General features: G+C 59.3%; 7 protein-coding genes. All 7 read right to left on the bottom strand.

Translation table 11 applies throughout. The annotated features are described in order from the left end of the window. Positions 1 to 39: 39 nt before the first annotated feature. Entirely contained in the window at positions 40 to 1,239 is a 1,200-nt protein-coding gene (locus QEN43_RS10135; protein WP_156912876.1) for a hypothetical protein, read from the bottom strand. Between the two features lie 41 nt (positions 1,240 to 1,280). Next, positions 1,281 to 2,027, bottom strand: coding sequence for an outer membrane lipoprotein-sorting protein (locus tag QEN43_RS10130; protein WP_036269203.1), 747 nt, complete (start codon positions 2,025 to 2,027; stop codon positions 1,281 to 1,283). Between the two features lie 19 nt (positions 2,028 to 2,046). Continuing rightward, the gene (locus QEN43_RS10125; RefSeq protein WP_317964057.1) at positions 2,047 to 3,297 is read right to left on the bottom strand and encodes an ABC transporter permease; all 1,251 of its coding nucleotides are present in this window, start codon (positions 3,295 to 3,297) and stop codon (positions 2,047 to 2,049) included. Next, positions 3,294 to 4,034 (bottom strand): ABC transporter ATP-binding protein, encoded by a 741-nt coding sequence (locus QEN43_RS10120; RefSeq protein ID WP_026611574.1) that lies wholly within the window; start codon positions 4,032 to 4,034, stop codon positions 3,294 to 3,296. Before QEN43_RS10120 ends, QEN43_RS10125 begins: the two co-directional genes overlap by 4 nt. Before the next feature lie 29 nt (positions 4,035 to 4,063). Next, positions 4,064 to 5,932, bottom strand: coding sequence for a polyketide synthase dehydratase domain-containing protein (locus QEN43_RS10115; protein ID WP_026611575.1), 1,869 nt, complete (start codon positions 5,930 to 5,932; stop codon positions 4,064 to 4,066). Between the two features lie 2 nt (positions 5,933 to 5,934). Continuing rightward, a complete protein-coding gene (locus QEN43_RS10110) occupies positions 5,935 to 7,158 on the bottom strand; it encodes a 3-oxoacyl-[acyl-carrier-protein] synthase III C-terminal domain-containing protein (protein ID WP_156912877.1) in 1,224 nt (407 codons plus the stop codon). 66 nt (positions 7,159 to 7,224) lie between these two features. Further along, positions 7,225 to 14,769 carry a type I polyketide synthase gene (locus tag QEN43_RS10105; protein WP_051331970.1) on the bottom strand — a complete coding sequence of 2,515 codons (7,545 nt, stop codon included), beginning with the start codon at positions 14,767 to 14,769 and terminating at the stop codon, positions 7,225 to 7,227. Between the last annotated feature and the right edge of the window lie 233 nt (positions 14,770 to 15,002).

The following is a 15,002-nucleotide window of genomic DNA, read 5'->3' as shown; positions in this document are numbered from 1 at the left end:
TCATGGCATTCGGGCGATCGCGCTGAGCTTGTTTCATGGCTAGAACGTGTATGCGGCACCCACGAAGAACGAATAATTCAAAAGGCTCCCGAATTCGCTGTCGCGGGAGCCGGTAAAACCGTTGGCGATCACGTACAGAAGGGTATGGTCGGTGGCTTCGTATTCGAAGATGCCGATAAGGCGGCTGGATTGATCGTTCAAGTTGTGGATGACCCGGAGGTTGATGTTGAAATCGTTCCACACTTCCGTATCCGAATACTGGAACATCATGTAGTCCTGGCGGAACATGGGATCGGTTGGGTCGATTTTGCCCCGGCGGAAACACAGGTCGATGCGGTCGTCGATGCAACCGTTTTCGTTATGGAAATATTCCAGGTTGATGGTCGGTCCAGCCTCGAAGGTGTACGAGGCACCCCCGAGCAGTTCGAAGTCGCCGTAATCGCCGTGGGAACCCTCTCCGTAAACCAGCAACGCGTCGGTTACGTTCCAGCCGCCGAAAAAGCCGACTCGGTAGCCGGTGTGCTCGCGGTACGAAGGGATGACGGAAAAATACTTTCCTTCCCCAGTCCAGTCGATCTTCAAGGCGTAGCCGGGCTGAAAATCGTCTGCCTGGGTCGAGCCGCCCGCGAATCCGGACTGGCTGAGGCCGAAGCCTTGCTGCCGTCCTAACCGGCCTTCATCCGTGTTGGCGATGAACGAAACCGCCCAGGTAGAGTTCGGTATCCACACCGCCCGAGCATATCCGAGTCCGGGAACTTCGACCCTCGGGTTGTTCCGTCCGTTTTCCTTGTTGAACGGATTGGACGAAGACAACAGCACCGACGGTCCCCATTGCAGATTCTCACGGCCGTAGGAGACGAATAATTCATCCGTCACCCGGTACCGCGCGAACCACTCGTTCGTGTAGAACTGTGCCAGACTGTCTTCCTCGCCCTCCGGAAACCCTTCGTCCCAGCGTTGCCAGAGGTAGATGAAGCGTTGCTTGATGCCCAGCTCCAGACGTCGAAAATCCAGGTTAAGATCCACGCGCGGGTTGATCGATGCCTGGTAGGTGGAAATCTCCAGGAAATTATTAGGATTCAGGCGCGAATTCATTTCCGGTTCCTGGAAAATTCCGAAGACCAACACATTGATGCGCGAATAGAAGCCGCGCTCGAGCTCCTCGAAAATGTTCACCGGTCCGGTCGATACGAGCGCGGGTTCGGTGTCGGCCGCTACCGGCCCCGATAGGATGTACATCAAAAAGATCCACAGGCCCCAAGCGAGTCCGCCGTTTTTTTTCATTTCATAAAGAGATTGAGGTTGAAGACATAATCCGGAAGCGGTTCGAATCGTGGCTTGGTGAGGTTGAGATAGGTCACGTCCTTGCTCATCAGTTCGTCGTACAGCGTGATTTTCGAGATGAACGGACGCTCCTTTCCATCGATGAGCACTTTATTGGCGTATTCCATTTCGGCCATTTTGAATTTCTTTCCCGATACCGTGAAATACTCGGCTTTCACGCCTACCAGGCGTTTCTTCGAAATCCAGTATTTGATCCTGTCGTAGGTGGTCTTGTCGTTCTTGCTGGTGAGGTCGAAGACATAGCAGTCCTCGTCGCCGACCTTGTCGTCCGGCAACTGCACGGCGTCGTAGTCTTCGGCGTAATTGGTCGAAGCGATATCGCCGTAGGCCGCGTTGCCCATGAGCTTCTGACGCTGCGAGATAGGAACCGCCTTGCTGAGTCCCGGTTTGTAGAACCACATGTTGTTGTTCGACATCAAGAGCTTGTTGCCCTTGTACTTCGGCGGCGCGAGGCTGATGCCGGAAATATCGAAGCCGCGCGCCTTGATGTCGTAGTTCAACGAGTCCTTGCGCCCGTTCTCTATGGACTCCACCACGACTTCCCAGGAAATGCCCTGAAGGTTTCCTCGCGATTGATCGGCGGTTCTCAGTATCGTCTTGATGTCGGGTGCCGCCGATGAATCCGGCGCGAACAAAAGGCCGGCCAAGGCAAACAGGCTTCCGAACAAGAGCGTCGTTATCATCGTGTCCTCCTTGTTTGGTTCAGGTATGTCCCAAGGCGCCGACGATCTGCATGCGCGCCGCCGCGCGCGCCGGCAGACTGGCTGCGGCCAGCGATAGAACGATCAGCAGTAACACGCTATAGAGCATGTAATCCGGAACCAGGTAGACCTCCAGGGGTACCCGTCGGGTGATCTGAGGCGGTATCCACGTTGGCTTCAGGAGCGCAACGCCCAACCAGGTGATCACGGTGAGGACCATGCCCAACAGCGATCCCAGAGTTCCGAGCAGCATGCTTTCGGCCGCGAATAATCCGACGATGCCGCGGCGCTTGACACCTAGCGCCCGCAGTGTGCCGATTTCGCGGGTTCTTTCCATGATGGCCATGCTGACCGTGTTGATCACGCTCATGACGACGATCGTGAATACGATGAGGAAGGTGAACAGGAAGATCACGTCGAACATCTGCTTCACCTTGGTATAGAAGGTAGAAAGCTCGTTCCAGGTCTTGACCTCCAGGTTCAAACCCTGTGCCGCCAATTCTTCGGCCAGCTGGGTGCGCGTCGTCTCGGTCAATTCGTCACTCTCCAGAAGCACGGTGACGCGGTCTACGCTACTGGTGTCGTAGAGGCTCTGGGCAAACTTGAGCGAAACCGACATAAGCTTGTCCTCCAGCGCTTCTACCGGAGAATCGAAGAGCTGAAACACCTGGGCATCGAGCGCGTTGACCTGTCCCGACACAGTGGGCGCCATGGCTACGGCATCGGAGCCTAGGTCCAGCTTGAGCTGTTCCGCGAGTCCTCGGCTCAATCCCACGCCGTGTATGATGTCGTCTTCCAACGGCTTGCCATCGAACAGCTGGATTCTTCCCACCAGCCCGCGGGCGTGACTGTTGATTTTGCTCACAGCCGAAGGCACGCGTCCGGCGGCGAGGAATATCGTCGAAACTTTTCCGTTGCTAAGTAGGCCCGAGATATGGAGTTGGGGCGCCGTCACCAGAATTTCCGGATGCCGGGCGAGCACATCGTGAATGAGCGCCAGCTCATCTTCGTCGATCAAATAGCGGGTCGGATCGAGCTTACCTTCCTGCAAAAAACCGGCTTTGAAAATGCTGAGGTGGCCGTTGCCCTGTGCGTAGATGTAGGAATCTTTGAGGCTGGTGAAGATATAGGCGGTAAAACCGCCCAGCGTGTTGACCGCCGCAAAGCCGAGGCCGATGGCTAGAATCGTGAACAGGGAACGGCGCCGGTTGCGGAAGAGATTTCGTAGAGCGAGTTTAAGCCAGCTGATCATAGGCGCACCGATCGGTCCAGTCGTAGTTCCAGCCGGTCTGGCGAACGATCGTCGATGATCTCGCCGTCCCGCATCAATATCTGGCGTTCCACGCGTTCCAATAGACGCTGATCGTGCGTGGAAAAAACGAAGGTGGTGCCGTTGTCGCTGTTGAGTCTCCGCATGAGTTCGGTGATTCTCAAGGCATTTTCGGAATCCAGATTGGCCGTGGGTTCGTCCGCGATCACCAGCGCCGGATCGGTGACCAGGGCCCGCGCGATCGCGACGCGCTGCTGCTGTCCGCCGGAAAGTTTTGCGGGGCGGTGCGCTTCGTGGTCGTCCAGCCCTACTTCGGCCAGACGTTTCCGTGCCGCCCGCTTTGCTCGTGCCGTGGAAACGCCGGCAATCTGCAGCGGCAGCATGACGTTCTCCAGGGCCGAGAGTACCGGAATCAGGTTGAAGCTCTGGAAAACGAAGCCGATGGCGCGGTTTCTGAGTTCACTGCGCTGGTCGTCCGACAGCGCGCCCACGTCCTGCCCCTCGAAACGCACCGTGCCCGAGGAGCAGGTGTCAAGCAGTCCAATGAGATTGCACAAGGTGGATTTGCCGGAGCCCGAAGGACCCCAAACGGCCACGAACTCGCCCCTATGGATGGACAGATTCACTCCCTTGAGCGCCGTGATACGGCTCTCGCCGAGGTAATAGATCTTTCCGACCTGGCGCAGCTCTACCAGCAGCGGCGCACCATTCCTGCTCATGAGTCGATCCTTTCGTGTGTTGATGGCGTTTAGGCCAGTCCCGCCTCCGTCTCCGTGACGGTGGGGCCGGCATAAGCGATCACGAATTCTTCGCGACGCACCGTACGCACCACGATGGCCCGCCCGCTGTCCCTATGGACGATATGAACCAGGCCGTCCTCGCGCATCACTTGTGCCTCGTAGACTTTGGGCGAGCCGTTCATGCCTAGCCCTAACAGCTTGGCGGCGACCTCCTTGGCGCACCACAAGCGCGTGATCCATTCGTCTGCGTCGCCCTTTAAATCACGGAGCAGCGAGCGTTCGGTCTCGCTGGCCATGGTTTCCACGAAGCTCGATGGGCGTGGGCGGATCGGTTCGATGTCCACGCCCACGGGGCCCGCATGAGCGACGGCTATCGCCCGATGCTCGCTATGGCTGATGCTGAGTCGCGGTACTTGCTGCAGCTCGGGGGTGGGTGCAAGCTCGGGTTGACCCTGTTCGCCGTTGCGAATGATCAACGCGGCCGGGTGCAGCATCTCCTCCGTTCCTGCCTGCCGGGCCAGCCATTCGCGCGCGGCGTCCTTGGCCGCGATACGGCCCAGCAGCCAATGCTGTTGGCCGGGTGTGTGGGACCGCATATCGGAAAAAGTCTCCATTTCGTCCAAATGCAGGCAAAACCGTGCCAGTAGCGAGCTGTCGAAACCAGCGATGTCGTCACTCGAGATCATCCGGCAGCTCGCGGTGGGCGTTAGTCCCGGCAAGTCCAACGTATGGCTTAGCAAATGGCGGGTCGGCAATCGGCGGAAGTTCAGGAGTCGCTTCTCCCAGCGGAACTTCCAGTCGGTCCAGTCCTTGATCCGCATCCAAACGGTGCCGGCACCGTCCTGAATCTCAACATCGACGAAAAGAAGCTTGCCTTCGTCGCGGGTGATCTCGATCCGTGTAGGGCACCGTGTTCCGGGCGCCGGAGTAGGCCTGTACAGCTCCAGCTTCTTGATGCTTACGGGAAACACATAGCGTTCTCTTTCCATGGCCCAGATCCCGATCAGCTGTCCGACCGCATCCAGCAGTGCGGGTTCGGTCAGAAACTGGGGCTTTCGTATGGTCCGGAACATGATCTCGGGCGTCTGCACCACCAATTCGCCGACCGCGCCGCGGTCGCCCAGAACGATCTCCCCAGCTAGGCATTGATAGATCGGGCCGTGGAACAGGTGGCGCTCACGATAAATTTCTTCGGCGCTCCGAGGATAGCGATAGGGGTTAGCCAGTTCGGTGAAATTGACCTCGAGGTCGAGGCGATACCGGGTCGAAAACAGGACCCGCGCCTGGATCGCCGGAGTAGCTTGGTTCTCGACATGGATGGCGACGGCGATATGGGCGGTGTTCCGCTCGGCATCCCACTGATCGAGCCGGCCCGTGATCCGAAGCCTGAGGCGGTCGGTATCGGCCAGTTCGATCCAGCGCGTGGCTTTGACGTCCTCAAAGCCGATCAGCCCGTAGCCGGGTGCGAGGCAGGCGGCGGTTTCTGCCAAGATTTCGAGGCTCAGCGTCATGGGAACGACCGGCAGGCAAGCGTACAACGGCTTCACCCCGGGCGCATGGACGAAAGCATGATCGGCGAGGTGCAGGTCTTCGTCCAGGTTCAATTCGCGTTCCACGACGATAGCCTGGCCGGGCACATGCTCGAGAATGCGTCCGATGAAAGGCAACACAGGCTCATCCTCTTGTTCCGCCGTCTGTGCGGTCCAAACCGGGTCTGCCGGCGCCTGGTCGAAGGTGCTTCCCGAGGAAGTTGCCGCCGCCGAGTCGGCTGCGGAGTATTCCGGGGTTTCGAGCGCTCTCAACGATTCCATTTCGTAGACCCGCCCGATTAAAGGCAGAAGATCGCTTTCCATTGCGTGGCTCGATAGTTCCTTCATGATCAGATCTTCTCCAAAACCAGGCCGGTGATCGTGAGCCCCGGCCCGAAGCCCAGGGCAACGACGCGCCTACCGCGGGGAATAGTCTGTTCGTCCAGGATCGCTTTCAGAATATGGGGCACCGTTGCCGAGGACATATTGCCGTTTTCGCGGAATACCTCCTTGCTGATCGCCACCTGGTCTTCCCGCAAACGCAACTCGTCCTGGATGTGTTCAACGATCTTCGGTCCGCCCGGATGGATGGCAAAGGTCAGCTTGTCCTTTTCCGTTTCGAAATCGATGTCCAGCCGACGCAACAAGGACTCGACGAAGGAGCGAACATGTTTCTTGAGGACCACGGGCACCATGACCGACAGGGTCATATGGAATTGGTGGGAACCCGGCACCCAGGTCATGTCTTCGGCGGAGTCGGGCAAGAGATGCTCGTTGAACGCTAGGATCTTGAACCCCGGAAGTCTCTTCTCCCGCGCTACTTCTTCCGGATACATCGAGTAGCGGATGAATCCGTCCGCGAACAAGGTCATGGTGATGATGTTCTCGGCACGGAAATCCTCGATGTTGTTGTGCATGGACAGCAACTCGGTGTGGATGATGTCCACCCTCGTCTTCGGAGGCGTCACCGAAAATCGGGAGGACGACAGGAAGCCATGTGCCATCTTGATGGCGGGAAAGGCACCGTAGCAGCCCATGTGATAGCTGTGGGTGACCGTGGTGTTGAACCATTCCTTATTCGCTACCATGCGCTCGACGGGGCTAGGGGCCAGATAACCGGAACAGGTCACGTGAATGACGTCATCCGGCGCCTCGGACCTGTCGTCGTACATTTGGTTCAGGCATCCGGCAACCACCTTGCCGTAGCTCTCGTGTCGGGCTTTGAGATCGATTCCCTTGGGGTCGTTCTTGTCCTTGAATATTTGCAGGTGCTCGAACTCGGGGGCGGCCAGCACGAACTCGCCGTCCGCGAAGCGGATATCGGTGAGGCGGGGAAAAAACACCAGCTGCCGGCGCTTGATATGAGAAGGCGAGAGTGCGTATTTGTCAAACTTCTCTTTCACTTCCCTATAAACCCGGCGAAAGCCTTCCTTATCCTTGATGCCGTTGTTCAAGCAATGGGCCTTGGCGAAACCAAATGCCGAAAGTTCGAGGGTGATACGCTGTGGGACCGGTTTCGACACCCGCACCGGGGTGAAATCCGCCAACACCGCATTGTGTACGTTTGTTGCCATATCCATGTGCTCCGTTAACTCCTTTTCGAGTTCACCTGTCAGTGCGGTCGAATGCTTGCTCGATCATTAGGCTACAGCTGGCGTCAATGCGGTCGGGGTGGTCTCGGGCCGCGCGTTTCCTTCGCGTGGTTTCGTACGCCCGAGCCCGGCGATAGCTTCGAGGCTCGCGGTGATCACCAGCTCCGGCTCCCGCCGGTCGCAGCGTGCCAACACGTCCAGGCAGTGCCGTACCCCGGTTTCCACAGGGATGGGGCGTATGTTTCGGGACGCGTACAGCTTGCGCAGCTCGTCGTTCACCATGCCGGAATCCCAAGGACCCCAGTTGATGGAAACGGTGTGGACGTTCGGCCATTCCGCGCCGAGCCGGTCGGCCAGCTTGTTCAAGACCTCGTTGGCGGCGCTGTAATCGCATTGGCCTATGTTGCCGAAGCGGCCGGCGATCGAGGAAAAGAACACCAGGAATTTCAGCTTCGCGGGGTCCAGCTTGCGGGCCAAGGTTAGGGCCGAGACGACTTTGGTGTCGTAGACCGCGTCGAAGGATTCAGGCGTCTTGTCGCGAATCAGTTTGTCGTCGATGATGCCCGCACCGTGGAGCACGCCGTCGATTCGTCCGAAGCGCTGGTAGATATCGTCGATCAATCGCCCGAAGGCGACGGCATCGCGCACGTCCAAGGCGTGGTAGTCGACTTCCGCGCCGGCATCCTTAAGCGCGGCTAGATTGGCACGGATCTGCCGTTCTTTGAGAATGCGCCGCAGTTCCGCTTCGACTGTGCTGGGTTTAACCTTGCCGCTCTTGCGCTTCATTTCGCCGATGAGGAATTGCCGAAGCGTATTCGGATCGGCGAGATCACGGGTAGCCGGCGATTCCGGTTCCGGCAGCGGACTCCGCCCTACCAGCACCAGCTTCAGGCTTCGGTTTTGCGCCAAGCCGCGTACGATGTCCGCGGTGATGCCGTAAGCCCCGCCCGTGACCAAAAGAACGGCGCCCACGTCCAGCTCAAGGTCCGGCCGTATCGTGCCGTGGTTGCGGCGCGGTACGAGGTCGAGCCGCCAGCGTCCTTCCCTGGAGTAGCCTATTTCCAAGGTGTGATCGTCGTGGCGCAATTCGGTCAGGATCCTATCGCTCCAATCAGAAGGCCCGAGAGTCGGATCGAGATCGATACACTTCACCTTGAGATGTGGCCATTCGCGGGCCGCACACTTGGCCACCCCGAGCGTTCCGGTCCGCTCCGCTGCAAATAGCTGCGAGCGTTTCAGGCCGAACTGTCCGTCCAGGGCGGTTAGATTGATCAGCCAACCGCCGCCGGACCGAGCGGTTTCCTTGAAGTCTGGTTCCAGTGCTTTCAGTGTCAGGAACAATGCCCGAGCGTCTGTAGATCGATCCTCCTCGGCGCTTTCGGGCACATCCACGCTCAAAAGACTGATCAGTCCGCCCAGCGGTTTGCCGCCGGCTCTAAGGAACTCACGTATGCCTTCCAAGCCTTTGGGCGAGGACAGGTCGACCTCCAGGCGATCGCCGTCCACGGTACGGGTTTCCCGAGCGGGAACCAGCTGCCGTGTCACGTAGCCGGCGGTGTTCAACTCCTGACGGAGGGTTTCGCTGAACTCGGAAACCCGCCCCAGCAAGAGCATCGTCGACGAAGGCGCAGGGCCCGAGCGCGGGACTCCTTGAAGCAGGGCGGGAACGGGTTTAAGGACATAGCATTCCACGGGGTCCGGTTGTTCTGCGTACGCGTTAGACTCCACCACCTCAACCGGCGAGTTCGATGGTGGAGTCTGCGATTTTTTTGAGAAGTCTACGCCTCCTTCCTGTGGTTTCGACTCCCGCAACCGGTCGTACCAGGCGATGATCTCGTTCAAGGTCTTGAGACCAGACAGCTCCTCTAGCACCGTTTCCTCGTCCCGCCCTTCCAACAGATTGTGATGATCCTTGAGGGCGCTGAAAACCTCGATCCGCTTGATGGAATCGATGCCGAGATCAGCTTCCATGTGAGCATCGAGATCGAGCATGTCTTCCGGATAACCGGTGCGCTCTGATACCGAACGGAGCAGATCGGCCTTGAACTGTTCCGTTGGAGCCAGGCCGTTACCGCCGGCAGAGGCTGTCTTCACGGCCGTAAGCGGCGCTGCATCGCCGCTGCCGTCGGCCTTGGACGGAGCCGGCCCGCCGCTGCGGGCGGGAGACGTCGGAACGACGGAAAACGGCTTTTCCCCGGTTTCGCCGGGATTTCCCGTACGAAGTTGGAGCGGCAAAGTGGGCGCCGGCGGCACGCTATTCAAAACCGCACCGCCAGAGACGGCCGCTGCCGCAATCGGCTGCGTTTCCTGTCTCGCGGAGGTTGCGGCCGACGCTGCCGTCCAATTTTGTGCGGACACAGGTACACCCGCCAGATTCGCGTGTAGAAAATCCAGGAAGGAACACAAGGTTCTTTGCTGCTCGCGTTGCAGATCGATGAGTTGAGCGACACAGTTCTGAATCAACGAGAAGCGGGGGTCCGACATTGGCGGCGTCCCGTCCGGCGGCGGTCTCATCGCCGGACTGGTTGTGTTCGAAGCTTCATGTATTGCCATGGAATACCTCCTTGTAGTGGTTGGAAAATCTTGGACTGAAGCCAAGGATGGGCGCGTGCTCGAAGCCTGAGCAGCCTGTGCCGGAGCTTTCGATCCTGTCGGCAGGGGCACGACATTCCTGGACGTATCCGCGGTTTCACGCCAGGGTACCGCTCGGCCGCCATTGATGCGCCAGACCAAGGGGCCGGGATTGGCTTTCGCCCGTGCTTGAGCAAACAGCTCGGCCAACGAAAGCTCCTTCAATCCCCGACGCTTGAACCAGGTCTCGAAGCGTACCGGTATGCCTAGCGCGAACAGCTGGCTCAGAAGATGCGAGAGTTGCAACCAGCCGGGGCGGCCCGGCGCATCGATACCGAGGGCGGCGTGCGGCCGATCGGCCAAGATACGGTCGACCAGGCCGCTTAGCACGAGGCCAGGACCGACCTCCACGAAAATCCGCACCCCCGCTTCGTAGAGCCGGTTCACTTCATCCACGAAGCGCACCGGTTCAGTCAGATGGCGGGCGAGCAATGCCCGGATTTCCTCAGGTTCCTGAGGGTAGCGGTCAGCCGTGGTATTGCTGAAGACCGGGAACTCGGGAGGCCGGAGCTCGACTTTCGCCAATTCGGCAGCAAGCGCTCCGCTTGCCTCCGCCATGGCAGAACAATGGAAAGCGCCTTTTACCGGCAGTTTGGTTACTCGCAGAGAAGCCTTGGTCAACGTCGCCGCCGCGGCGTCTATGGCTTCCGCCGTGCCGGCGATGATGGTCTGATCCGGAGCATTTAGATTGGCGATGCTGACCGCGAGGTTGTGTTCAGCGATCAACTTTCCGATTCGAGTGCCATCGGCGTCCACGGCCGCCATCGCGCCTTGCGAGCCTTGCCCAGCTTCGGCTGCGATGCGCCCGCGGATTTCGGAAAGGCGGATCAGGTCGTCGCCGCTCAGCGCACCTGCGGCGTAGAGTGCGACGTATTCGCCGTAGCTGTGACCGGCCGTGACGTCGGGACGGATGCCGTAGCGCTTGAGCAATTCGAACGCTGCCAGTTCGACCGCGCCGAGCGCCGGCTGCGCAATCTGCGTCGCGTTCAAGGCATTTTGCTGCCGTTCCCGCTCCTCGTCGCTGAACACCGGCAGTGGATAAATGAATCGGGACAGCGGTTCGGGCAGGCGTTCGGCGAGGAGGGTATCGGCCCGCTCGAAGAAACCGTGCAGTTCGGGCAGGGTTACGACCAAATCACGCAGCATGTTGATTTTCTGCGATCCCTGGCCCGGAAACAGGAAGCACAAGCGGCCCGTGGTGTCGGACTCGCGATAGTAAATGCCCTGGGGGTGCTTGAGCTCCGTCCTGTTGCCGTTGCGCAGTTCGCGCAGGGCCAAATCGAGCTTCTGCTTGAGATCCGCAGTCGAAGTGGCGACTATGGCCAGCCGACAGGTCCGGCTGCCGGCATCCGCTCCGTTCTTGGCTTGCTCTCTATGCAGTGAATACGCTAATTGACCCAGATCGAGATATTCTGGATATTCCAGCCCCTGTTTCAGACGTTCCATTTTTTGAACGATCTGAGCATGGTTCGGTCCAAAGAAGATGAAAGGTTCGGCGTCACGGGGATTGAGATCAATAGTATCCGTATCCCGGTAGTCGCCGCCGTATTCTTCCAGCACGACATGGAAGTTGGTACCGCCGAAACCAAAGGCGCTCACCCCGCAACGCCGCGGATGGCCGTTGGAGGGAGCCAGCCAAGGTCGGGTTTCGGTATTGATATAAAAGGGACTGTTCGTGAAATCTACACGCGAGTTCGGTTTTTCGACACCCAGAGTGGGCGGCAAAACGCGGTGTTTGAGGGCAAGGGACGCCTTGATCAGACCGGCCAAGCCGGCGCTGACCTTGGTATGGCCGATCATCGATTTCACCGAACCAATGGCGCAGGACCGGGGTGCCGGATTGCAGTCGCCGAAAGCGGTATTGATAGATTCAATTTCCGATTTGTCGCCGACCGCCGTACCTGTGCCATGAGCTTCGATCAGGCCGATTGTCGATGGATTTACACCGGCGTCTTCATAGGCGCGGCGCAGTGCGCGCACCTGGCCCTGCGGGTGCGGCGCGGTCAGACTACGGTTGCGCCCGTCGCTCGATGCGCCTATACCCTTGATGACGGCGTAGATGCGATCGCCGTCGCGTTCGGCATCGCTCAGGCGCTTGAGTACCACGGCGGCAACGCCCTCGCCGATGGCGATGCCGTCGGCGCTGTCGTCGAAAGGTCTACATTTTCCGCGCGGCGAAAGCGCATGGGTTTGGGCGAACGCCATAAAGGACACGGCATTGTTGGTACCGTCGATGGAGCCGACCAGCGCCACATCCGCGTCTCCGCATCGAAGCTGCTTGATCGCTACGTCCAGTGCCGCGAGCGACGAGGCGCAAGCGGCGTCGACCGCGAAATTGGTTCCGCCGAGATCCAGGCGATTTGCCACGCGTCCTGCCACCACATTACCGAGAAAGCCCGGGAACGAGTCCTCAGTCCAGGCAGGCAGCTCGTGCTTGTAAAGCGTCTCTATGATGTGTTTCCGTGTGGCCTCGGGCAGCCCTGGAACCTTGGGCAGGTAATGGGCCAGCAAGGTTCGGAAGATATAAATCGTACCGAGGTCGTTCATTCCTCCCGCCGCGAAGATGGCCGACGTCCGCTCTCTGGGGAAGGGGCGGCGGTCGAGCCCGGCGTCCTCGAGAGCGCGCTTAGCGACGTCCAGGGCGAGAAGCTGCATCGGTTCGATGGAACGCAGGGCAGCCGGGGGGATACCGAAAACCGTGGGATCGAACTGGATATCATCAAGGAAACCGCCCCATTTCGAGTAGACCTTGTCGGGCGTGCCCCGCTTGGGATCGAAGAAATCGGCCGGGCGCCAACGGTCGTCGCTGACCTCGCGAATAGCGTCTACGCGCCTCAGGATGTTTTGCCAGTACTGGCGCATATCGCTGGCGCCGGGCATCAGGCAAGCCATGCCCACGATGGCGATGTCGTCCCGCTGCGGCCGCATCCAATGTTTCTTTTCCGTCCGCTTGATAGTGCTCGCGAGCAGTTCCTGACTGCCCGTCGCGATCGAGGCATGAAGTTCGGCGATCGTCAGCGTTTTGTTCCGGAGCCTCGCGACTTCGCCGAGCATGTACAAGCCTTCGCGCCGCTGTGTCTGGACATTCACCTTGACGTAGCGCTCACCGACCCCCGCCGCCCCGGGCTGATTGTTGTGAGCGATGCCCTTGGAGGCGATACGCAGACGACCGATGTTGAGCAGTTCCAGAACCTTCAGCGTGCGCTCTTCCGATTCCAGGGCCATCTTCAGCTCGCGCCGCGTTCTGTTGAACTCGTCGCAGAATTCGGTCTTGGCGCAGCGGGTATAGACGCCGACACCGGACTGCAGCAAGGTAGTTTCCTTACAGGCGATCGCCTGGGCCTGAAACTCGTTCACGACCGCGCCGGTACGGACGATTTCTTCGGTGAACAGGTAGGCCGTGCCCATGAGTACGCCGACGCTCATGCCCCGAGCGACGAGAGGAGCCGCCAGAACCGAAAGCATTGCGGCCGAGAGCTCGTCGTGGATTCCTCCGGCGAACAGCACCTGAACCGATTCGGGATCGTTCAATTCAGCCGTGGTCAGAACTTCGATGGCCGATTCCCAGAGGATGAAACTGGTGCGGGGGCCGGTGTGTCCACCGCATTCGTTGCCCTCGAAAATGAACTTGCGGGCGCCCTCCTTGAGGAAACTGCCGAGCAGGCCCGGCGAAGGCACATGCAAGTAGGTAGTGATCGAGAGCGCCTCCAGTTCGCGCGCTTGACTCGGCCTTCCGCCGGCGATGATGGCGAAAGGAGGCTTGATTTCGCGGATCACGTCGAGCTGTTCCTGACGCAGTTCCAGCGGCATGAAGCCGAGCAGACCTATGCCCCAGGGTTTATCGCCCATGAGGGCGCGAGTGCTGCTCAGGAGCGTTTGTACCTGGGGCTTGCGCATGACCGACAGGGCGAGGAACGGAAGCCCTCCCGCTTCCGCCACCGCCTTCGCGAACGGCGCGGTGTCGCTGACGCGCGTCATAGGTCCCTGGACGATAGGAAACCGGGTGCGGTGCTTACGTGCGAGGGGCGAATCGGCAGCCAGGGTCTTTTGGGAGCGAGCTTGCTCGATCAGCGAATCGATGCTTTCTTTGATCGCAGTAAGAATGCGGCCGACGGTACCATAGCGCTTAGCCAAGGGAGCCGCAAAGGCGATATCCTGACCCAGTGGCAGCAACGCGTCATCGGTTTCTCGCAAGTGTTGTACCAGGAGATCGCGCCAGGATTCACCCCGCGCAATCCGCTGCTCCAGTTCTTGGAGCTTGTCGCGCCCGGATCGGGCAAACAGCCGGAACGGTGTTTCTTCGTCGTCGAGCAGAACGGTCTCGCTGCCATCCAGCTGGCTCCACATGGTGTGCTGGTTCGATCGCACGAACGGACTTTCGTCGGTCAGCCACAGCTGTTCGCACAATACGACACCGCTTGCGCCTGCCAGCGCCGCCGCAGCGGCGCTGCGCAGCCCGATGCCGCCTTGGATCCAATAAGGTATGCTCAGTCGCCCCTTGAGTTCCTGAAGCAGAATGAAGCTCGAATGGCGGCTGACCGATCCGCCGGCCTCGTGGCCTTTGACAATCAGACCGTCACAGCCGGCGGCAATAGCAGCTTGGGCCGACGGAAGATCGTAGACTTCGATAAAAACCCGGCGGGCGATAGCTTTAGTCCGCTTCCGGAGAGCGGTCAATTCAGCTGGGTTCAGGCCAGCGAGTACGAGAATGGGGACTTGATAGGGGAGGCGTTCGGAAAGTCGGGTGAGGTCTCGCGTCGGCGATCCCAGCACGTCCCAGCGAATTCCCCACCGTTGCGATTCGCTGGCCGCGGATGCCAGCGTGTCCATTACCGACGGCAGTGTATCCGGCGTATCCCGGTAACCTAAGTCCAAGATCCCGATGCCTTGGGCTCTTAAGGCCGCAATGGCGATCTGCGGATCAAGGCAGTGCGCCGGCGTGATAGCAATAAGCGTTTCCATCCGTTCACCTCCGATGTGATGGATTCTTTCCTTAGTTGCAACAAATCAGAGTTCGAAGCTTACGATTGCTTGTCCGTATTCAATCTAAAGCTTGCGCACGCGAAAAACGATACCAAAAATCGCAACGGATTCGAATGCTACGATTTGTGTAAAAACTATCAACTAAAAGCCTGATTGTTTCACAATCCAATCCGTGAACTAATCATATCCAAATTCTCAAAAAAGAAAAAGAA

The sequence above is a fragment of the Methylocaldum szegediense genome, from assembly GCF_949769195.1.
GTDB lineage: Bacteria > Pseudomonadota > Gammaproteobacteria > Methylococcales > Methylococcaceae > Methylocaldum > Methylocaldum szegediense.
The sequence above is the reverse complement of the archived record's forward strand: the minus strand, read 5'-3'. Positions and strand labels throughout refer to the sequence as shown.

Coding starts and splice junctions, on each gene's coding strand:
- QEN43_RS10135 (WP_156912876.1), bottom strand. CDS start 1,239: ATGTACATCCTATCGGGGCCGGTAGCGGCCGACACCGAACCCGCGCTC.
- QEN43_RS10130 (WP_036269203.1), bottom strand. CDS start 2,027: ATGATAACGACGCTCTTGTTCGGAAGCCTGTTTGCCTTGGCCGGCCTT.
- QEN43_RS10125 (WP_317964057.1), bottom strand. CDS start 3,297: ATGATCAGCTGGCTTAAACTCGCTCTACGAAATCTCTTCCGCAACCGG.
- QEN43_RS10120 (WP_026611574.1), bottom strand. CDS start 4,034: ATGAGCAGGAATGGTGCGCCGCTGCTGGTAGAGCTGCGCCAGGTCGGA.
- QEN43_RS10115 (WP_026611575.1), bottom strand. CDS start 5,932: ATGAAGGAACTATCGAGCCACGCAATGGAAAGCGATCTTCTGCCTTTA.
- QEN43_RS10110 (WP_156912877.1), bottom strand. CDS start 7,158: ATGGCAACAAACGTACACAATGCGGTGTTGGCGGATTTCACCCCGGTG.
- QEN43_RS10105 (WP_051331970.1), bottom strand. CDS start 14,769: ATGGAAACGCTTATTGCTATCACGCCGGCGCACTGCCTTGATCCGCAG.